Here is a 19,632-nt window from a genome sequence, read left to right on the forward strand (position 1 = left end):
ACGACGACGGCCGGTGCGAACCCCGCTCCCGGGGGCGCACCGGCCGTATGTCGTTCGGGTTCACTGCACCGGATACGCCGCCACACTCAGCCGAAGCGTGAAGAGCGGCGCGCTCTCGGGACCCCAGGTCACGGTCACCGCCCCGATGCGCGCGGCACGCACCGTGACCCGGGCGACACCCTCACCGTCTGTGCCGGAGGAGGTCACCAGCGCCAGCATCGGATTGCTGCTGCGCGGCCGCGGCCAGGAGCCCTGGGCCCGGGGCTCCAGGACCACGGTCACCGTCGTACCGGATCGCACACACAGGCTCTGGACGGAGGAGTCCCCGGGGCCGTGGGCGACAGTTGCGGAGCCCACGACGCACCCTGGTGACGCGGAGGCCGTCCCATGAGGGGACGGGGCTCGTGTCGACGGCGACGACGGTGGTGTCGCCGACCTTGTTACGGAGGGCGAGCTGGGGGATCCAGGTGCGCTGGGGCCGCCCTCCGAGGGAGTAGCGGCGGGTGGACTCGCGGAAGGACGCGGCGGTGCCGAGCCAGCTTCCGAGTCGTCGCCGCTGCCTCCGCAGGCGGTCAGCAGACAGGACAGCGCAACCAGGGCGGCCGCGAGCGAGGGCCAGGATCCTCGACCCCGTCTACAGTCCTCCGTCATCATGACCACTCCTTCGCACCACCGGATGTCACTGCGACGTCCTCGTCCGCCGTCCGGTTCCCACAGCACCCGACGAGCGGCGGAGGGCCTCAGCGGATGCCCGAGTCGAAGGGGATGACGATGGTCAGCCGGGCACTCGGAGGCCGGTCGGGACAGGGGCTCCCCTCGCGGACCACCGGGCAGCCAAGTTCTCAGCCCGGCACGTGGCCGAGGTGCGCTCCGGCGGACACCGGAACGCACCTCGGAGTGGCCAGCAGAAAGATCAGCGCCGGAATGGCAACGGCACCGATCCAGCGGATCGGTGTGGTGCCGCGACGGGCGCTGCGCCGTGGGTTGTGGAGGCGGTGCTGCCGCCGGTGACGGTGAGCGGGCCGGCGGTGTAGAGGGCCTCGTCGAAGGCTTGCCCGTTGGTCGGGGGCTTGCCGACGGCGAAGGTGGACACCGCCTTGCCGCCGATGACGGAGGTGGAGATGTAGTCGCCGACCATGCTGCCCTGGGTGGAGTCGGCGATCTGGGACAGGGACATGGGGCCGGCGACGGTGGTCGGGGTGCTCCAGGTGCTGCCGCCGTTGGCGGAGGAGATGTAGCCGACCTCCAGCCGGCAGGTGGAGGCGGTGCAGTTGGCGTTGGGGTAGAAGTAGTAGTAGAGGCCGATCTTCGCTGTCGTGCCGGAGGTGGCGGGGTCGATGCCGATGCCGGGGATGAAGTGGTCGGCGCCGCTGGTGGTGGCGTCGATGGGGACGCGGGTCACGGCCGACCAGCTGGTGCCGTTGGTGGACGTGGCGTAGACGATGTCGTTGGCCGGGCACCCGGAGCGGAAGCGGCAGTCCTGCCAGGCGACGTAGATCTTGCCGGATCCGTCGATCTCGGCGGACGGCAGGCCCTCACCGTCGCGCAGGTTGCCGGCCACGCCGTGGCTGGAGACGTTGGCGATCAAAGTGCTCGCGGTCCAGCTGGAGCCGCCGTTGGTCGAGTTGAAGGCGCGCACGGAGCTGCCGTTGGCGGAGTAGGGGACCACGACCGTGCCGTTGGGCTGGACGAGGGGCTGTCCGCCCAGGCCGCTCGGGCCTCCGGACGGTGCCATCGGCGTCGCCCAGGAGGCGCCGCCGTCGGTGGAGCGGCTCATCACCACCGCGTTGCCGGAGGAGGTGACGTCGACCTCGACGTAGCAGGTGCCGTAGTAGGGGCTGGTGGCGGAGTTGTCGCAGACGATCCATTCCTTGTCGTAGCCCTGGCCGTCGTTGCCGACCGCCATGACGGGGTTCTGCCAGCTGGTGCCGTTCGTGGAGCGGCTGACGGTGACGCCGGCGCCGTTGACGTTGGAGTCGATGACCAGTCCGGCGACCATCCAGGTGCCGTGCTTGGCGTCGTGGGCGACGGCCGGGTCGGAGACGCGGGCCCAGGTGCCGCCCTCGTAGGTGGTGATGCCGGGGAGCATGCCGTGCTGCCAGGTGGTGCCGCCGTCGGTGGAGGTGTTCCAGCCGATGTCGGAGGAGCCGCCGTCGGTGAACCGGCCGACCTGCGAGGAGGCGACGATCGTGTTGCCGTACGCGAAGGTGTCGGGTTCCAGTTCGGTGGCGTGCTGGCTGGAGGTGTTGGTGAACGGGTCGGTGCTGACCTGGGTCAGGCCGGGCGGCGGGGTGGCGGTGGTGAAGGCGACGTCGTCGTAGAGGGTGTAGGTGGCGTCGCCCGCGTAGTTGTCGTCGTGGCTTACGAGTTTGAGCGTGTAGTTGTGCCCGGCGGTCACGGAGGACGTGAGCTGCTTCCAGCCCCGGCCGTTGGTGCAGGTCTTGGCCAGGACGGTCGTCGTCGTGCCGGTCGTGGTGTCGGCCAGGGTGGCCGTGGCCCAGTCGTAGGTGAGCGTGTCCGGGCAGGTCACGCTGTACCAGAACGACAGCTGGGTGGCGCCGGTGGGCGCCGTGAAGGTCTGGGCGATCGAGGAGTCGCCGTTGGTGGGTGAGGTGCCGCCGACGCGGGCGGCGTACGTACCCGTGTGGGCACCGGAGCCGACCACGGCGGTGGTTCCGGTGGAGGTCCACCCGGTCAGACTGCCGGACTCGAAGCCGCCGTTGGAGACGTCGGCCAGTGCCGGGTGAGACGCGAGGAGCAGACCGCCTAACGACAGCAGGGCGGCGGTGGCGGTCGCCACGGATCTATGGACAGCAGTGCGCGACATGGAGAGACCCCTTGCCGTCGATGGGGGGTGTACGCCCTCGGACGAGGACGTTCGAGGTGGGGCCGACCACGCAGGTCCGCTGGTCCGCCCCGGAGACGACGTTTCAGAAACCGATCTCTGGCCCGACGCTGGTCAGGACAGGGTCACGTCGTCGTAGCGGGTGTACGTGGCGTCACCCGTGTAGTTGTCGTCATGGCTGATGAGCGTGAGTGTGTAGCTGTGCCCGGCCGTGACCGAGGCGGTCTTCTGGATCCAGCCGGACGACGACACACAGGTCTTGGCCGGCACGGTGGTCGTGGTGCCGGTCGTGTTGTCCTTGAGCGTGGCCGTGGCCCAGTCGTAGGTGAGCGTGTCCGGGCAGGTCACGTTGTAGTAGGAGCCGAGCGTGCTGGTCCCGGACGGTGCCGTGAAGGTCTGGGCGATCGAGGAGTCGCCGTTGGTGGGTGAAGTGCTGCCGACCCGGGCCGCGTACGTACCGCGGGTGTGGGGCGTGGGGGCGGCCTGAGCCGCGTACGTACCGCGGGTCTGGGGCGTGGGGGCGGCCTGGGCCGCGGGAGCGGCGAGCCAGAGGGCGGGGACTGCGGTGAGGATCGCGGTGAGCACGGCTATGCGGCCGCGTCTGCGTCTGGATCGGGACACGGAACATCCTTTCGGCCAGCCGGAGATCGCCGGACATGTGAGGAAAAGAAGGACGTTCACGCCGACGGAGCACGTGTTCGCAATCCGGGATGGTTGCACCGGACATGTCACGCAACAAGAGAGATGCAGCCGGTGTGGCGCGAAGCAACCGAGAATTTACGCGAGGCAGTCAACTCACAGTAAAAACACAGGGTTTCCTCTGTGCCGGCGCGAGGGATTTCCCTGTATCGCCCGTACCCGGAAAGCGAGTGCCGCCGGACCACGGAACGGATCGAGCGACAGCCGCGCCCCACCCTCCGGGTTCTGTGCGGCTCGTGTTCATGGTGTGGAACGCCTGCATTTGGAGGCCGGTGCCGGCTGAGGCCAGCGACTTTCCGCCGCGCCACAAGGGGGCGGAGAAGGTGCAGTGGGAGGCGACCTCGAAGCATGGTTTCTACGTGCTGCGGCATACTTTCGCGTCGATCACGATGGAGGCAGGGCAGCCCGTGGTGACGCCGGCGCGATGGTTCGGACGCTCCTCTCCGGTTGTCACGCTTGGTTACTACGTTCACTTCATGTCCGAGGCCGGAAGCAAGGGCCGTATCGTCATCGATGGACTGATGGGGAGACAAGGAGACGACCATGCCGGTCGAGCTCCCCGGATTCTCCCCAGGGCTGATCAGGGGCGTTCCCCCGGAGCGCACCGTGTCGGAGTTGGCCATGAAATGTAAGGTAAATGACCGGTGGAGCCTTGAAAGATGATGCGAGAGGTCACTGCAACCCGCTACATCGGGCCCCTCCGCTCCGGCGGCTCCGTGCCCGGGGTCATCGAGGCCGACGACCTGGGCACATACGTCGTGAAGTTCACCGGCTCCGCTCAGGGCGTGAAGGCGCTGGTTGCCGAGGTGATCGTAGGGGAGCTGGCACGCAGGCTCGGGCTGCGCGTCCCGGAGCTGGTCCTCGCCCACTTCGACCCGGCGATCGCCGCGCACGAACCGCACCAGGAGGTGCGCGACCTGCTGAACGCGAGCCCCGGCATCAATCTGGGCATGGACTACCTGCCGGGCGCGCGGGACTTCACTCCGGAGGTCGCCAGGGCCTGCACGGTCGACCCGCTGGAGGCGGGCAGGATCATCTGGCTCGACGCCCTGACGGTGAACGTCGACCGCACCGTTCACAGCTCCAACCTCATGGTCTGGCCCACTCTCGGCACCGCGCCCCCGCGGCTGTGGCTGATCGACCACGGCGCCGCGCTGGTCTTCCACCACCGCTGGGACGCCTCCGCACCGGAGAAGGCGTACGACTTCCGGCACCACGCCCTCGGCAACTTCACTCCGGACACGCCGGCCGCCGACGCCGAGCTGGCTCCGCGGGTGACCGAGGAACTGCTGCGCGAAGTCACCGCCGAGGTCCCCGACACCTGGCTGGCAGGTGAACCGGGCTTCGCGACACCCGGGGAGGTCCGGGACGCGTACGTGGACTACCTCACCGCCCGGGTCAAGGCGTCCGAGGCCTGGCTGCCCACCGACTTCCCCACCCGGGAGGAACTCGCCGCCGAGGAGGCCCTGCGCGCGGCACGGACACAGCGAGGCCGGCCGGACTGGCTCAAACGGGTCCCGGACCTGCACGGCAAACCGGCGGCGGAACAGGATTGGTCGGTGCACCTCGGATGACAGACACCTCCGGAACGGAGATCCACCGCGTCCAGATCGAGTACTGCACCCAGTGCCGCTGGCTGCCGCGCGCGGCCTGGCTGGCGCAGGAACTGCTCACGACGTTCGAGACGGAGCTGACCGACCTGTCCCTGAAGCCGGGCACGGGCGGCGTCTTCGTGGTGCGGGTGGACGACAAGGTCGTCTGGGACCGCCGCGAGCAGGGTTTCCCGGAGCCCACGGCGGTCAAGCGCCTGGTACGCGACCGAGTGGCCCCGGGAAAGCCCCTGGGCCACTCGGAGAAGCCGGCCCAGTGATTCAGCCGGCCAGCTGCTCGTAGGCCGGGAGCGTCAGGAAGTCCGCGTAGTCCTCGTCCAGCGCCACCTTCAGCAGCAGATCGTGGGCCTGCTGCCAGTGGCCGGCCGCGAAGGCCTCCGAGCCGGTCGCGGCCCTGATGCTCTCCAGCTCCTCGGCGGCGACCTTGCGGGCCAGTTCGGGAGTGGCCTTCTCGCCGTTCTCGAACTCGACGCCCGCGTTGATCCACTGCCAGATCTGCGAACGGGAGATCTCGGCGGTGGCCGCGTCCTCCATGAGATTGAAGATGGCGACGGCGCCGAGGCCGCGCAGCCAGGCCTCGATGTAGCGGATGCCGACCTGGACGGCGTTGACCAGGCCCGCGTACGTCGGCCTGGCGTCGAGGGAGTCGACGGCGATCAGGTCGGCCGCCCTGACGTCGACGTCCTCGCGCAGCCGGTCCTTCTGGTTCGGCCGGTTGCCGAGGACCTTGTCGAAGGACTCCATCGCGATCGGCACCAGATCGGGGTGGGCGACCCAGGAGCCGTCGAAGCCGTCGTGCGCCTCGCGATCCTTGTCCGCCTTGACCTTCTCGAAGGCGACCCGGTTGACCTCCTCGTCGCGCCGGGAGGGGATGAACGCCGCCATGCCGCCGATCGCGTGCGCGCCGCGCTTGTGGCAGGTGCGGACGAGGAGTTCGGTGTACGCCCGCATGAACGGAGCCGTCATCGTGACCGCGTTGCGGTCCGGAAGGACGAACCTGGGCCCGCCGTCACGGAAGTTCTTGACGATGGAGAAGAGGTAGTCCCAGCGGCCGGCGTTCAACCCCGAGGCGTGGTCGCGGAGTTCGTAGAGGATCTCCTCCATCTCGTACGCCGCCGTGATCGTCTCGATCAGGACGGTGGCGCGGACGGTGCCCTGCGGGATGCCGACGTACTCCTGGGCGAAGACGAAGACGTCGTTCCAGAGTCGTGCCTCCAGGTGCGACTCCGTCTTCGGCAGGTAGAAGTAGGGGCCCTTGCCGAGGTCGAGCAGGCGCTGGGCGTTGTGGAAGAAGTACAGGCCGAAGTCCACGAAGGCGCCCGGCACCTGCTCTCCGTCCACCACCAGGTGACGCTCATTCAGATGCCAGCCGCGCGGGCGCATGACGACGGTCGCCAGCTCCTCGTTCGGGCGCAGGGCGTACGACTTGCCGGAGCCGGGGTCCGTGAAGTCGATGTTCCGGGTGTACGCGTCGATCAGGTTGAGCTGACCGACGACCACGTTCTCCCAGGTGGGCGCGGAGGCGTCCTCGAAGTCCGCGAGCCACACCTTCGCGCCGGAATTGAGCGCGTTGATGGTCATCTTGCGGTCGGTGGGGCCGGTGATCTCCACACGGCGGTCCTTGAGCGCCGCAGGCGCGGGAGCCACCTTCCAGGAGTCGTCCGCGCGGATCGTGGCGGTCTCCGGGAGGAAGTCGAGCGTCGAGGTACGGGCGATCTCCGCGCGACGCTCCGCCCGGCGGGCGAGCAGGCCGTCCCGCCGGTGCGTGAACCGGCGGTGCAGCTCGGCCACGAAGGCGAGGGCCGCGTCGGTGAGGACCTCGTCCTGCCGGGGCAGGGGCTCGGCGTCGACGATGACCGGCGACGGCGCTGGTGCGGACATGAGCTGTCACTTCCTTCGGCAAGCTGATGTGAAGACCCCGCGGCACTGGGTGCCAGGCAGCCCGGACGCGGCTGACCGTGCCTGGAGAGCGGGCAGGCGCTTCTGAGCAGTGGATACTAGTTTCCTCATGGTGGAAGTTCAATGATTTGTTGACATCGAGATTCTCCGTCTCGAGGCAAGGTGGCGCTCAGTGCCACCCCGTTCACTCCAGGTGGATCAAGTCGCCCTGCTCGTCGATGTCGTAGGGCCGTGCCACATCCCCGCACTCGACGAGTGTGATGGCGTCCCGGTGGGTTTTCAGATAGGCGCGGGCCCCTCGGTCGCCCGTGGCCGTGGCCGCGATGCCGGCCCAGTGGGCCGAGCCGAAGAGGACCGGATGCCCGCGCACGCCCTCGTACGCGGCCGACACCAGTGATGTCTCGTCCTCGTACGCGGCGAGGACGCGAGCCACCGCCTCCGGGCCGATGCCGGGCTGGTCGACGAGCGAGACCAGGGCCGCCCGGGCGCCCGTCCCGGCGAGCGAGCCGAGCCCGGCCCGCAACGAGGAGCCCATGCCCTGCTCCCAGCCGGGGTTGTCCACCAGGACGCAGCCGGTGAGGTCCGCGCGCTCCCGCACGGTGTCGGCCGCGGCCCCCAGCACCACATGCACCCGGGCGCACCCCGCCGCACGCAGGACGCCCACCGCATGCTCAACCAGCGGCCGTCCTCGGTGTCCGAGCAGAGCCTTGGGCCGTCCGCCCAGCCGTCGCCCGCCGCCGGCCGCGAGGAGCAGTCCGGCGACTGGATTCTCGTCGTGCTCGTCGTGCTCGTCGTGCTCGTTGCGCGTCATATGTCCTGCATACCTGAACCCGCCGCGACCGCCCGCCGTCCCCCGGGAAAATGACCCCCCGGTTTCCCGGGGCTGAATTTCCGTCCCCACGGTGGCGCCCGCCGCGCCGGGTGGCGTTTACTGGCCCGCGTCCCCCGGCGCCCGGCCGACGCGACGGGGCACCGGGTGACATGTCGAAGCCGTGCGCACGAAGGGTGCGAGGGGGGAGCTGTGTTGCGGAGCTTGGGGCAGAGGCCAGTGACCGGCAGCGAAGAGGACCCCAGGGTGGCGGAACTGCGGACCGCCGTGTCCCGGCTGCGGCGTGAACTGGCCGCGTATCCCGCCGAGTTCCCCGACCGGGCCATCGCCGAGGACGAACTCGCCGCGCTCGCCGCGATGGCCCTGAGCGGTGCCCCCGAGATACCGCGTCTGCGTCGCTCCTTGCTGCTGATCGCCGGTGCGATCGGCTCGGTCAGTGCCCTGGCCGGAGGGCTCACGGACGTCCGCGACGCGGTGGAGCTCTTCGGGGAGCCGCCGCGCGGCTGACGGGCGGCGGCCGACCGTGCGCGCGGTCCCGGACTACGCCCGCCGCCGGATGACCCCCTGCTGCGAGGCCACCGCCACCGCCGCGGTGCGCGAGTCGACACCCAACTTCGCGTAGACGTGCACCAGATGGGACTTCACGGTCGCCTGGCTCAGGCACAGCCGCTTGCTGATCTGCAGGTTGGACAGTCCCTCCTGGACAAGCTCCAGGACTTCCAGTTCGCGGCGGCCGATGACGGGTTCAGGTCGGCGGAGACGGTGGCAGGCCGACGACCGTGTACGGCCGATGACAGGGTCAGGGCCCAGGCGACGGTGTCACGCCGGCGAGCCCGAACTCGCCAGGGCCTCGGACAGTTCCGTCGCCACCTGCTGGAGCACCGGCACGATCTGTTCGGTCGCGGCCTCCGTGACCCGGCCCGCCGGGCCGGAGATCGAGATCGCCGCGGCCGTCGGGGAGTCGGGCACGGACACCGCGAGACAACGGACCCCTATCTCCTGCTCGTTGTCGTCGACCGCGTAGCCGAGCCGGCGCACCTCCTCCAGCGCCTCGAGGAACGCGTCGGGCGTGATGATCGTCTTCTCGGTCGCGGCGGGCATGCCCGTGCGTGCGAGCAGCGCCCGGACCTGCTCCGGCGGCTCGTTCGCGAGCAGCGCCTTCCCCACGCCCGTGGAGTGCGGCAGCACCCGACGGCCCACCTCGGTGAACATCCGCATCGAGTGCTTGGACGGCACCTGCGCCACGTACACGATCTCGTCGCCGTCGAGCAGTGCCATGTTCGCGGTCTCGCCGGTCTCCTCGACCAGGCGCGCGAGGTAGGGGCGGGCCCAGGTGCCGAGCAGCCGGGACGCCGACTCTCCGAGCCGGATCAGCCGGGGGCCGAGCGCATAGCGGCGGTTGGGCTGCTGGCGTACGTAACCGCAGACCACCAGCGTGCGCATCAGGCGGTGAATCGTGGGCAGCGGAAGCCCGCTGCTTGCGGACAGCTCGCTGAGGCCGACCTCGCCGCCCGCGTCCGCCATCCGCTCCAGCAGGTCGAAGGCGCGCTCGAGGGACTGGACTCCACCGCCGGCGGCGGACTTGGCGGGGGCGTCGCTGGCACTGGACGTCGACGTCGGCACGGCGCGCTCCTTTCGGGACTGCGGGAAGGGCAGAAGCCTACCCGGCAGCCGGTTGAGTCCCTGGTTTGTGCAGAGCTGCGTTCTGCTGCTCGGAATCATAATTCCGCTTTACGGAAACGTCCAGAGTGGGCGCGTCGAGGGCGTCGCTGAGAAGTGTGCCCTTGACGGCGCGGGGGGCGGGGGCGAAGATTTCTTCAACAGAACGTTGAATTCCGTACGTGGAGGTACATCCCGCCTCCCGGCAGCGGAACGGCGGCAGAGAGGGGTCCGGGTGTCCGACGCTGAACTGGTGCTGCGCTCGACGCGCGTCATCACCCCCGAAGGGACGCGTGCCGCGTCGGTCGCCGTCGCCGGGGGCACGATCGCGGCCGTACTGCCGTACGACGCCGACGTACCGTCCGGAGCCCGTCTGGAGGACCTCGGCGACGACGTTCTGCTGCCAGGGCTGGTCGACACCCACGTCCACGTCAACGATCCGGGGCGCACCGAGTGGGAGGGCTTCTGGACCGCCACACGCGCGGCGGCGGCCGGCGGCATCACCACCCTGATCGACATGCCGCTCAACTCCCTGCCGCCGACCACGACGGTCGACCACCTCCGCGTCAAGCGTGAGGTGGCCCGGGACAAGGCCCATGTCGACGTCGGCTTCTGGGGCGGCGCGCTGCCCGGCAACGTCAAGGACCTGCGCGCGCTGCACGACGCGGGCGTCTTCGGCTTCAAGGCGTTCCTGTCACCGTCGGGCGTGGACGAGTTCCCGCACCTCGACCAGGAGCAACTCGCCCGTTCCCTGGCGGAGATCGCCGGATTCGGCGGACTGCTCATCGTGCATGCCGAGGACCCGCGACACCTCGCCGCCGCCCCTCAGCAGGGCGGCCCCAGGTACGCCGACTTCCTCGCCAGCCGCCCGCGCGACGCCGAGGACACGGCCGTCGCACACCTCATCACGCAGGCGAAGCGGCTCGACGCGCGCGTCCACGTGCTGCACCTGTCCTCCGGCGACTCGCTGCCGCAGATCGCCGCCGCCAGGGCCGAGGGCGTACGGATCACGGTGGAGACCTGCCCCCACTACCTCACTCTGACGGCCGAGGAAGTCCCGGACGGGGCGAGCGAGTTCAAGTGCTGCCCGCCCATCCGCGAGGCCGCCAACCAGGACCTGCTGTGGCAGGCGCTCGCGGACGGCACGATCGATTGCGTGGTCACCGACCACTCCCCGTCGACGGCCGACCTGAAGACCGACGACTTCGCGACCGCCTGGGGCGGCATCTCCGGCCTGCAGCTGAGCCTGCCGGCGGTGTGGACCCAGGCCCGCGCGCGCGGCCACGGCCTCGAGGACGTGGTCCGCTGGATGTCCGCGCGCACGGCAGGGCTGGCGGGGCTCGACCGGAAGGGCGCCATCGAGGCGGGCCGCGACGCCGACTTCGCGGTGCTCGCGCCCGACGCGACCTTCACCGTGGACCCGGCGGCCCTCCAGCACCGCAACCGGGTCACGGCATACGCGGGCAGGACCCTGTACGGCGTCGTCAGGTCCACCTGGCTGCGCGGCGAACGCATCGTGGCGGACGGCGAGTTCACCGGGCCGAAGGGCCGACTGCTCAGCAGAACCGACTGACTCCCCCTCCCGCATCCGCAGCGGCCGACCCCGAAAGGAAGACCTGATCACCGTGACGGCGATTCCCAGCTTCACCGGCGACGCGAACCCGTACGGAGGCGGCGACCCGTACGCGGACTACCGCACCGCCGACTTCCCCTTCACCCGCTACGCCGACCTCGCCGACCGACGGCTCGGCGCCGGGGTCATCGCCGCCAACGACGAATTCTTCGCCCAGCGCGAGAACCTGCTGGTGCCGGAGCGCGCCGAGTTCGACCCCGAGCACTTCGGGCACAAGGGCAAGGTCATGGACGGCTGGGAGACCCGGCGTCGCCGCGGCGCCTCGGCCGAGCACCCCTGGCCGACGCCGCAGGACCACGACTGGGCGCTGGTCCGCCTCGGCGCGCCCGGCGTCATCCGCGGCATCGTCGTCGACACGGCCCACTTCCGGGGCAACTACCCGCAGGCGGTGTCCATCGAGGCCGCTTCCGTGGCCGGTTCCCCGTCACCGGAGGAGCTGCTGTCCGACGACGTGAAGTGGACAACCCTGGTTCCGCGCACGCCCGTCGGCGGCCATGCGGCCAACGGCTTCGAGGTGCGCGCCGAGCAGCGCTTCACACACCTGCGCGTCAACCAGCACCCCGACGGCGGCATCGCGCGCCTGCGCGTGTACGGCGAAGTGGTGCCGGATGCGGCGTGGCTGGAGGCGCTGGGCACCTTCGACGTCGTGGCCCTGGAGAACGGGGGCCAGGTCGAGGACGCCTCCAACCTCTTCTACTCGCCCGCCACCAACACCATCCGGCCCGGCCGCTCCCGCACGATGGACGACGGCTGGGAGACGCGGCGGCGGCGTGACCGGGGCAACGACTGGATCCGCTACCGGCTGGTGGCCCGGTCGCAGATCCGGGCGCTCGAGATCGACACGGCTTGTCTGAAGGGGAACTCGGCGGGCTGGGCGTCGGTCTCGGTCAGGGACGGAGAGGACGGTGAGTGGCGCGAGATCCTGCCGCGCACGCGCCTCCAGCCCGACACCAACCACCGTTTCGTGTTGCCCGCCGCCGCCGTCGGCACGCACGCGCGCGTGGACATTTTTCCCGACGGAGGGATCTCGCGCCTGCGTCTGTTCGGCTCTCTGACCCAGGAGGGCGCGTCGCGTCTGGCGGCACGGCTCCAGGAGCTGGGCGGCTGAGCCCACCCGGACGCGCGGGGCGCACCGGCCCGACAGCACCGCGGCGCCCCGCGTCGGCGTGAAGTCCCGGCGCAGGGCGCAGAGTCCGGGGCGCCGGCAGGGTCATGCGGCGTGCCCGCCGTCCACCGCGAACTCCGCGCCCGTGACGTAGGACGCCTCCGCGCCCGCGAGATACACCACCATGGACGCCACCTCGTCGGCCGTCCCGAACCGGCCCAGCGCGGTCATCGCCGTCTGACGCGCCGCGTCCGGGCCGTCCGCCGGATTCATATCGGTGTCGATCGGACCCGGGTGGACGATGTTCGCCGTGATCCCGCGCGGGCCCAGCTCCCGCGCGAGCGCCTTCGTCAGGCCGATCAGGGCCGACTTGCTCGTCGCGTAGAGGGTCCCGCCCGGGCCCGGCACCCGCTGCGTCATGCACGTGCCGACGGTGACGATCCGCCCGCCGCGGCGCATGCGCGCGGCCGCCGCCCGGGACGCCAGGAAGACCCCGCGGACGTTCACCGCGAGGACGTGGTCGACATCGGCGTACGACAGGCTCTCCAGCGGGCCCAGACGTCCCACCCCCACGTTGTTCACCAGGACGTCGAGTCCGCCCAGCGCCTCGGCGGTGCGCTCCACCGCTCCCGCCGCCTCCTGCCCGTCCGCGGAGTCCGCGCGCAGGGCCACCGCCCGGCGGCCCACCGCCTCGACGGCCCGGACGACGTCCTGCGCCGCCTCCTTGCCGTTCACATAGGTGACGGCCACGTCCGCGCCGTCCCGGGCCAGACGCAGGGCCGTGGCCGCACCGATTCCGCGGCTGCCGCCGGTCACAAGGGCCACCTTGCCGTTCAGCGTTCCTTGAGAGCTCATGGTTCCATCCCAGCAGCAGCCGCCCCGCGGGTGCGGGCGACGCGCCTACGTCGACTTCGGCCGCCCGGAACTCTTCGGCCCGTCCGGTGCGTTCTAATCCGCGTGACTCTTCAGCAAGAAATCGTCGGCAACGCCATGCAGATGGCGGTCGTCAGCCTGAGGCCCGGCCAGACCGTGTACTGCGAGGCCGGAAAGTTCCTCTTCAAGACGGCGAACGTGACCATGGAGACGCGTCTGTCCGGCCCGTCGGACGGCGGGCAGCAGGCCCAGGGCGGTGCCGGCGGCGGGATGGGAGGTCTGCTGCGCCAGGCCATGGGCACCGCCATGCAGGTCGGTCAGCGCGCGCTCGCGGGCGAGTCGCTGGCGTTCCAGTACTTCACGGCGCAGGGCGGGGAGGGCACCGTCGGCTTCGCGGGCGTCCTCCCCGGCGAGATGCGCGCGCTGGAACTGAACGGCACGCGCGCGTGGTTCGCGGAGAAGGACGCGTTCGTCGCGGCCGAGTCGACCGTCGACTTCGGCATCGCCTTCCAGGGCGGCCGCACCGGCATGAGCGGCGGCGAGGGCTTCATCCTGGAGAAGTTCACCGGGTACGGCACGGTGATCATCGCCGGGGCGGGCAACTTCATCGACCTCAACCCCGCCGACTTCGGCGGCCGCATAGAGGTCGACACCGGGTGTGTCGTCGCCTTCGAGGAGGGCATCCAGTACGGCGTGCAGCGGATCGGCGGCCTCAACCGCCAGGGGATCATGAACATGGTCTTCGGCGGCGAGGGCCTGTCCCTGGCCACGCTGGAGGGCAACGGCCGCGTCATCCTGCAGTCGTTGACCATCGAGAGCCTTGCCAACGCCCTCAAGAAGGCCCAGGGCGGCGACAAGCAGGGGCCGACGGGGGGCCTGTTCTCGACGCACGCGGGATGAGCGCGGACTGCCTGACGGCGGACCGATGAGTCGCGGGTGCCGACGGGGTCTGAACTGATGACAGCAGACCCCGGCTGAGAGAGAAGGCATCCGTCATGGGCAAGCTCACCGTCACCGGCTTCGTCACTCTCGACGGCGTCCACCAGGCTCCGGGAGGCCCCCAGGAGGACCCCAGCGGCGGCTTCGAGCAGGGCGGCTGGAGCGTCCCGTACGGTGACGAGGACTTCGGCCGGTTCATCACCGAGGTCTTCGACCGCTCGGGCGCCTTCCTCCTCGGCCGGCGTACGTACGAGATCTTCGCCGCGTACTGGCCGAAGGTGACCGACCCCGCCGACCCGGTGGCGTCCCGGCTCAACTGCCTGCCGAAGTACGTGGCGTCGCACAGCCTCGGCGAGCCGTCCTGGGCGAACACCACGGTCCTGCGCGGCGACCTGGCCAAGGAGGTCACCGCCGCGAAGGAGCGCACCGAGGGCGAGCTCCAGGTGCACGGCAGCGGCGCGCTCGTACGGTCGCTGCTGGCACTGGACCTCGTGGACACCCTTCACTTGCTGATCTTCCCGGTCGTGCTCGGCAACGGGCGCCGTCTGTTCGCCGGGGGAGCCGTCCCCACCGCGTTCCGCCACACCGGTGCCCGAACCACCGGCGCGGGCGTCGCCATCCACTCCTACGACGTCGCGGGCCGCCCGCCGTACGGCTCCTACGAACTCCCCGACAACGCGTAGCGCAGGGGTCCCGGACCCGCTCGCACCGGCCCGCCGCGCAGGCGGCGGGCGGCAGGTTAACTTCCAGCAAACACATGGGACGTTGCGGGAGAAATAGTTGAGTTGTCATTGACATGCCATGCTCTACGCGCGTCATCATTGCGCCATGAGACTCCCCCACCGCGCCACTCGGATTGGCGCCGCAGCAGCTCTCCTCTCCGCCCTCCTCGTGGGCGGCACCGTCTCCGCCACCACCGCGGACGCCGCTTCCGCCTACGTCGGCAGCATCTGTTACAGCAACCTGCCGTCCCAGGCCCACGACACGCTCGACCTGATCGACCAGGGCGGACCCTTCCCGTACCGGCAGGACGGGGTCGTCTTCACGAACCGCGAAGACGTGCTGCCCAGCCAGTCGTACGGCTACTACCACGAGTACACCGTCGTCACCCCCGGCTCCCCGACGCGCGGCGCGCGACGCATCGTCACGGGCGAGGAGTCCCAGGAGGACTACTACACCTCCGACCACTACGCGACATTCGACCTGATCGACTTCGGCTGCTGAGCGAGCAGCGGACCTCGTAGCCGTCGAGCTCCGAGACCCATTTCTCCATCGCAGGATCGTCGCCCCGCGGACCGGACCCCACCCACATCGGCCGCGGGGCGAGCCCTGTCCGACGGAAGTCCCGCCCCACTCCGCGCGGCGGCGCCGAAAGTCCCCGGCGCCGCGACTTTGGTCGCGGATCGCGGCCGAGGGGGAGGTGGCCGGCGCCTGTCCTGCGTAGATTGCCGACCGTGAGCGGAGACAGGCCGGCGCGACCGGCAGAACGGACCGCACTGCTACCCGGGTTGGTCGCGGAGAGCCTTCGATCCGCCCTGCGCCCGATCCGTACGGGCCGGCCGCGGCGGCGCCCACCCGAACCGGCGCCGTCCGCACCTCCTTTGCTGCCGCCGGCCGGTGCCCCCACGGCCGGGACCCCGGGACTCGCACCCGGCGGGACGGCGTACGGGCTGCCCCGGCGGCGGTGGCACCTGCCCTCCGCGGTGATCGCGGAGCTGGACCCCGAGGCGGCCGGGCCACGGCGGCGCCCGCGGCGCACGCTGCGCGACTGGGTCGTCGACCTGGTGTGCTTTCTGCTGGCCGTGCTCATCGCGTTCGCCGCCGCGTCCTCGCTGAGACACGACTCCCGCACCTCGTCGGGGCTCGCCGCCGTCGACGTGTCACTCGGCGGCCTGTGCTGCGCGGCACTCTGGCTGCGTCGCCGCTGGCCGCTCGGCCTGGCGCTGGCGACGATCCCCATAGGCCTGGCCTCGACCACCTCGGGCGGTGCGGGCGTGATCGCCCTCTTCACCGTCGCAGTGCACCGCCCCTTCAAGTACGCGGCCTGGATCAGCGGCGTCCAGTTCGCGCTCATCCCGGTGTACTTCTGGATCCGTCCGGACCCGGACCTGCCCTTTCCCGCCGCCGTCCTCGTCACCGCACTGATCACGGCGGCGGTCGTCGGCTGGGGCCTGTTCGTACGGTCCAAGCGGCAGCTCATGCTGAGCCTGCGCGACCGTGCGCGCAGGGCCGAGACGGAGGCCGCGCTGCGGGCCGAACAGGCCCAGCGGCTGGCACGGGAGGCGATCGCGCGGGAGATGCACGACGTCCTGGCGCACCGTCTGACGCTGCTGAGCGTGCACGCGGGTGCGCTGGAGTTCCGCCCGGACGCGCCCCGGGAGGAGATCGCGCGGGCGGCCGGGGTGATCCGGGAGAGCGCGCACGAGGCCCTGCAGGACCTACGGGAGATCATCGGGGTGCTGAGGGCAGGCGACTCCGACGACGCGGGCCGCCCCCAGCCGACACTGGCCGCGCTCGACGCCCTGGTCGCCGAGTCCCGCGAGGCGGGTATGAAGGTCGTCCTCGACCACCGGGTCGCCGACCCCGAGGCCGTGCCCGCCTCCGTGGGCCGCACCGCCTACCGCATCGCCCAGGAGGCACTGACGAACGCGCGCAAGCACGCACCCGGGACCGAGGTCACGGTGACGGTCGTCGGTGCCCCCGGCGACGGCCTCACCATGACCGTGCGCAACCCGGCACCGCCAGGCGAGGTCCCGCATGTCCCGGGCTCGGGCCAGGGCCTGATCGGGCTCACCGAACGCGCGACCCTGGCCGGCGGCACCCTCGACCACGGCACCGGAGCGGACGGCGGCTTCCGGGTGCACGCCCGGCTGCCATGGCCCCAGTGACCGTCACAGGTCCGGGCGGGCTCCCGCGCGCTCAGGCCAGTCGCAGCGTGTGCCACGTTTCGTCCACGTCCGCCACATAGCGGTCGACCTCGACGAAACCCCGCTTGCAGGCGAACTCCAGCCCGTCCGTGTTGGTGCCGAGAACGATCGTCTCGATCACCTCGGCACCCAGCCGCCGGGCCCGCTCCAGGCCCCGCTCGTAAAGCCGCTCGCCGAACCCCTGCCCGAGGTGGGCGGGCAGGACGCGGGCGATGACCACCGCCGTACCGTCCTTCGGCGGACGCACCGTCGAGCAGCCCACAAGGACGCCGCCCAGATACGCGACCTCCAGGTGATGGCGCGTCACGCGCTCGCGCACGTCGTCGAGGGAGAGCGGGTCCGCGGGGACGATCTCGTTGTGGACGTACCTCCAGTCCCCGAGCGTGGCGTCGTCGTGAGGTTCTTCGATGCGAAGCATCGGCATTGCTGCAGGAAACCGGGAGCACCGTCGGTCGTCAACCGGTATCGGGGGTCGCCACCGATGTCCTGTCCCGTGGGCCGGTTCCCGCACACGGATCATTACGGTAGGGCCATGACCGCGATCCGACTGCTTCTCGTCGACGACGACCCTCTCGTACGGGCCGGCCTGTCCTTCATGATGGGCGGTGCCGACGACATCGAGATCGTCGGCGAGGGCGCAGACGGCAGCGAGGTCGAGCAACTCGTCGACCGCACCCGGCCGGACGTCGTCCTCATGGACATCCGGATGCCGGCCGTCGACGGGCTGACCGCCACCGAACTGCTGCGCGGCCGACCCAACGCGCCCCAGGTCGTGGTCCTCACCACCTTCCACGCCGACGAGCAGGTGCTGCGGGCGCTGCGTGCGGGCGCAGCCGGTTTCGTGCTCAAGGACACCCCGCCCGCCGAGATCCTGGACGCGGTACGGCGCGTCGCGGCCGGCGACCCGGTCCTGTCGCCCGCCGTCACCCGTCAGCTGATGGCGCACGCCGCCGGGGCGGGGCCCGACACCCGGCGCGCCACCGCCCGCGACCGGATCGCCGCCCTGGCCGAGCGTGAACGCGAGGTCGCCGTAGCCGTCGGCCGGGGCGCCTCCAACGCCGAGATCGCCGCGGAGCTGTACATGAGCGTCGCCAGTGTCAAGACGCACGTCTCCCGCATTCTCGCCAAGCTCGGCCTCAACAACCGTGTGCAGATCGCCCTGTTGACGTACGACGCGGGACTTCTGGAGGAGGACGGGAACTGACCGGGGCACGTTCGTTGCACGGGCGACGGGAGTGGGGGACATGGACGTGATCGATCCGGGGGAGTACGGCGACCGGCTCTCCGGCAGCGAACTGCGCGCGATGGCGTTCATCCTGCTCGTCGCGGGCCATGAGACGACGGTCAATCCGATCACCAACGGTGTGCACACCCTGCTCACGCACCCGGGCCAACCGGCCGCGCTGCGCGCCGACATGACGCTCCTGGACGGCGCGGTCAAGGAGATGCTGCACTTCAAGGGGGCCGGTGGAGACGGCCACGTACCTGCGCGGCGCGCGCAGCCTGCCGTTGCCCTGGTGGGGGCCGCCCCCTGCGGTGCGCGCGGCCCGCCGGCCGCACGGACCCGGCGCAGCTCCCGCACTCAGTCCCGGGCGCCCACGATCTCGGAGAGGCGCACGGGGCGGCGCTCGCGGCGGGACCGCTCGCAGGCCTCCGCGATCCGCAGGGCCTTCAGGGCCTCCCGGCCGTCGCACGGATTGGCGCGCTCACCGCGCACCACTTCGACGAAGGCGGCGATCTCGGCCTCGTACGCGTGGGCGAAGCGCTCCAGGAAGCCCGTCCAGGGCTTGACGGCGGGCGGCGGCCCGGCGCGCTCGGTGGACGTGATCGGCGTACGGTCGTCCAAGCCGACTGCGATCGTGTCCAACTCGCCGGCCAGCTCCATACGCACGTCGTAGCCGGCGCCGTTGGTCCGGGTCGCGGTCGCCGTAGCCAGCGTCCCGTCGTCCAGAGTGAGCACGACCGCCGCCGTGTCGACGTCGTCCGCCTCGCGGAACATCGCCCCGCCGGCGTCGGACCCGGCCGCGTACACATCGACGACCTCACGGCCGGTCACCCAGCGCAGGACGTCGAAGTCATGGACGAGACAGTCGCGGTAGATGCCACCGGAGACCGGGAGATACGCGGCAGGCGGCGGTGCCTGGTCCGCGGTCGTCGCACGGACCGTGTGCAACCGCCCGAGCCTGCCGGAGCGCACGGCCTCCCGCGCCGTCGTGTAGCCCGCGTCGAAGCGCCGCTGGAAGCCCATCTGCAGTACCGTCCCGGCGGCTTCGACCTCGGCGAGCGCGGCCAGCGTGCCCGGCAGGTCGACCGAGATGGGTTTCTCGCAGAACACCGGGAGCCCGGAACGCGCCGCCCGGCCGATCAGCTCGGCATGGGCCGCGGTCGCCGCCGTGATGACCACGGCGTCCACACCCCAGGTGAAGACCTCGTTCACGCCGGGCGCCGCGGTCGCGCCCAGCCGGTCCGCGAGCTCATGGGCCCGGATCCTGTCGACGTCGGTGACGATGAGCGAGCCGACGTCGCGGTGGCGGTCGAGCGTGGCCGCGTGGAAAGTCCCGATACGACCTGCTCCGATGAGTCCGATGCGCATGTGAACAACCTGAGGCGGCGC

Annotated in this window: 19 protein-coding genes and 2 pseudogenes; 11 read left to right on the forward strand and 10 right to left on the reverse strand. The window is 70.9% G+C overall.

Annotated features, from left to right (window positions below):
- Window positions 1–60 precede the first annotated feature (60 nt).
- The 3 genes from AAW14_RS22855 to AAW14_RS22865 form a co-directional block, all read right to left on the reverse strand.
- A complete protein-coding gene (locus AAW14_RS22855) occupies window positions 61–357 on the reverse strand; it encodes an acetyl-CoA synthetase (protein ID WP_265565791.1) in 297 nt (98 codons plus the stop codon).
- A 556-nt stretch (window positions 358–913) separates the two neighbouring features.
- The gene (locus AAW14_RS22860; RefSeq protein ID WP_265565792.1) at window positions 914–2,800 is read right to left on the reverse strand and encodes an exo-alpha-sialidase; all 1,887 of its coding nucleotides are present in this window, start codon (window positions 2,798–2,800) and stop codon (window positions 914–916) included.
- Between the two features lie 159 nt (window positions 2,801–2,959).
- Window positions 2,960–3,466 carry a hypothetical protein gene (locus AAW14_RS22865; protein WP_265565793.1) on the reverse strand — a complete coding sequence of 169 codons (507 nt, stop codon included), beginning with the start codon at window positions 3,464–3,466 and terminating at the stop codon, window positions 2,960–2,962.
- Between the two features lie 737 nt (window positions 3,467–4,203).
- On the opposite strand from AAW14_RS22865, the gene AAW14_RS22870 reads away from it, so the two are divergent.
- A complete protein-coding gene (locus tag AAW14_RS22870; RefSeq protein ID WP_265565794.1) occupies window positions 4,204–5,118 on the forward strand; it encodes a HipA family kinase in 915 nt (304 codons plus the stop codon).
- Window positions 5,115–5,414: a SelT/SelW/SelH family protein gene (locus AAW14_RS22875; protein ID WP_265565795.1), complete on the forward strand. Its 300-nt coding sequence runs from the start codon at window positions 5,115–5,117 to the stop codon at window positions 5,412–5,414. The genes AAW14_RS22870 and AAW14_RS22875 overlap by 4 nt, the downstream gene beginning before the upstream one ends.
- A gap of 1 nt (window position 5,415) precedes the next feature.
- On the opposite strand, the gene aceB is transcribed toward AAW14_RS22875, so the two are convergent.
- The gene (gene aceB, locus AAW14_RS22880) at window positions 5,416–7,035 is read right to left on the reverse strand and encodes a malate synthase A (RefSeq protein WP_265565796.1); all 1,620 of its coding nucleotides are present in this window, start codon (window positions 7,033–7,035) and stop codon (window positions 5,416–5,418) included.
- A gap of 202 nt (window positions 7,036–7,237) precedes the next feature.
- A complete protein-coding gene (locus AAW14_RS22885) occupies window positions 7,238–7,864 on the reverse strand; it encodes a nucleotidyltransferase family protein (protein WP_265565797.1) in 627 nt (208 codons plus the stop codon).
- 210 nt (window positions 7,865–8,074) lie between these two features.
- Here AAW14_RS22885 and AAW14_RS22890 point away from each other — a divergent pair, with 210 nt between their 5' ends.
- Window positions 8,075–8,389 (forward strand): DUF5955 family protein, encoded by a 315-nt coding sequence (locus AAW14_RS22890; protein WP_265565798.1) that lies wholly within the window; start codon window positions 8,075–8,077, stop codon window positions 8,387–8,389.
- A gap of 33 nt (window positions 8,390–8,422) precedes the next feature.
- Here AAW14_RS22890 and AAW14_RS22895 read toward each other — a convergent pair.
- Together AAW14_RS22895 and AAW14_RS22900 are read right to left on the reverse strand one after the other, a co-directional pair.
- A pseudogene (locus AAW14_RS22895) lies at window positions 8,423–8,644 on the reverse strand (response regulator transcription factor); the annotation flags it as partial.
- Window positions 8,645–8,701: 57 nt separating this feature from the next.
- Complete coding sequence (locus AAW14_RS22900) at window positions 8,702–9,505, reverse strand: IclR family transcriptional regulator (RefSeq protein ID WP_265565799.1); 804 nt, start codon at window positions 9,503–9,505, stop codon at window positions 8,702–8,704.
- Window positions 9,506–9,776: 271 nt separating this feature from the next.
- Here AAW14_RS22900 and allB point away from each other — a divergent pair, with 271 nt between their 5' ends.
- Entirely contained in the window at window positions 9,777–11,114 is a 1,338-nt protein-coding gene (allB, locus tag AAW14_RS22905; RefSeq protein WP_265565800.1) for an allantoinase AllB, read from the forward strand.
- A 52-nt stretch (window positions 11,115–11,166) separates the two neighbouring features.
- Window positions 11,167–12,282 (forward strand): allantoicase, encoded by a 1,116-nt coding sequence (alc, locus tag AAW14_RS22910; RefSeq protein ID WP_265565801.1) that lies wholly within the window; start codon window positions 11,167–11,169, stop codon window positions 12,280–12,282.
- Between the two features lie 102 nt (window positions 12,283–12,384).
- Here alc and AAW14_RS22915 read toward each other — a convergent pair whose 3' ends face one another.
- Window positions 12,385–13,134 carry an SDR family oxidoreductase gene (locus tag AAW14_RS22915; protein ID WP_265565802.1) on the reverse strand — a complete coding sequence of 250 codons (750 nt, stop codon included), beginning with the start codon at window positions 13,132–13,134 and terminating at the stop codon, window positions 12,385–12,387.
- A gap of 102 nt (window positions 13,135–13,236) precedes the next feature.
- On the opposite strand from AAW14_RS22915, the gene AAW14_RS22920 reads away from it, so the two are divergent.
- The 4 genes from AAW14_RS22920 (at window position 13,237) to AAW14_RS22935 (ending at window position 16,979) form a co-directional block, all read left to right on the forward strand.
- A complete protein-coding gene (locus tag AAW14_RS22920; RefSeq protein ID WP_265565803.1) occupies window positions 13,237–14,052 on the forward strand; it encodes an AIM24 family protein in 816 nt (271 codons plus the stop codon).
- A 95-nt stretch (window positions 14,053–14,147) separates the two neighbouring features.
- A complete protein-coding gene (locus AAW14_RS22925; protein ID WP_265565804.1) occupies window positions 14,148–14,774 on the forward strand; it encodes a dihydrofolate reductase family protein in 627 nt (208 codons plus the stop codon).
- A gap of 145 nt (window positions 14,775–14,919) precedes the next feature.
- The gene (locus AAW14_RS22930; protein ID WP_265565805.1) at window positions 14,920–15,315 is read left to right on the forward strand and encodes a ribonuclease domain-containing protein; all 396 of its coding nucleotides are present in this window, start codon (window positions 14,920–14,922) and stop codon (window positions 15,313–15,315) included.
- A 446-nt stretch (window positions 15,316–15,761) separates the two neighbouring features.
- Window positions 15,762–16,979, forward strand: a complete 1,218-nt coding sequence (locus AAW14_RS22935) for a histidine kinase (RefSeq protein WP_416223357.1) — start codon at window positions 15,762–15,764, stop codon at window positions 16,977–16,979.
- Between the two features lie 31 nt (window positions 16,980–17,010).
- On the opposite strand, the gene AAW14_RS22940 is transcribed toward AAW14_RS22935, so the two are convergent.
- Entirely contained in the window at window positions 17,011–17,442 is a 432-nt protein-coding gene (locus AAW14_RS22940) for a GNAT family N-acetyltransferase (protein WP_265565806.1), read from the reverse strand.
- A 108-nt stretch (window positions 17,443–17,550) separates the two neighbouring features.
- Between AAW14_RS22940 and AAW14_RS22945 the strand changes: the two genes are divergently transcribed.
- On the forward strand, window positions 17,551–18,222 hold the full coding sequence (locus AAW14_RS22945; RefSeq protein WP_265565807.1) for a response regulator: 672 nt from the start codon (window positions 17,551–17,553) through the stop codon (window positions 18,220–18,222).
- A 61-nt stretch (window positions 18,223–18,283) separates the two neighbouring features.
- Window positions 18,284–18,503: pseudogene (locus AAW14_RS39815) on the forward strand (cytochrome P450); the annotation flags it as partial.
- A 97-nt stretch (window positions 18,504–18,600) separates the two neighbouring features.
- On the opposite strand, the gene AAW14_RS22950 reads toward AAW14_RS39815, so the two are convergent.
- Window positions 18,601–19,611 carry a Gfo/Idh/MocA family oxidoreductase gene (locus AAW14_RS22950; RefSeq protein WP_265565808.1) on the reverse strand — a complete coding sequence of 337 codons (1,011 nt, stop codon included), beginning with the start codon at window positions 19,609–19,611 and terminating at the stop codon, window positions 18,601–18,603.
- Window positions 19,612–19,632: the final 21 nt, after the last annotated feature.

Origin of the sequence: Streptomyces hygroscopicus (assembly GCF_026168105.1) — a bacterium.
Taxonomy (GTDB): domain Bacteria; phylum Actinomycetota; class Actinomycetes; order Streptomycetales; family Streptomycetaceae; genus Streptomyces; species Streptomyces hygroscopicus_D.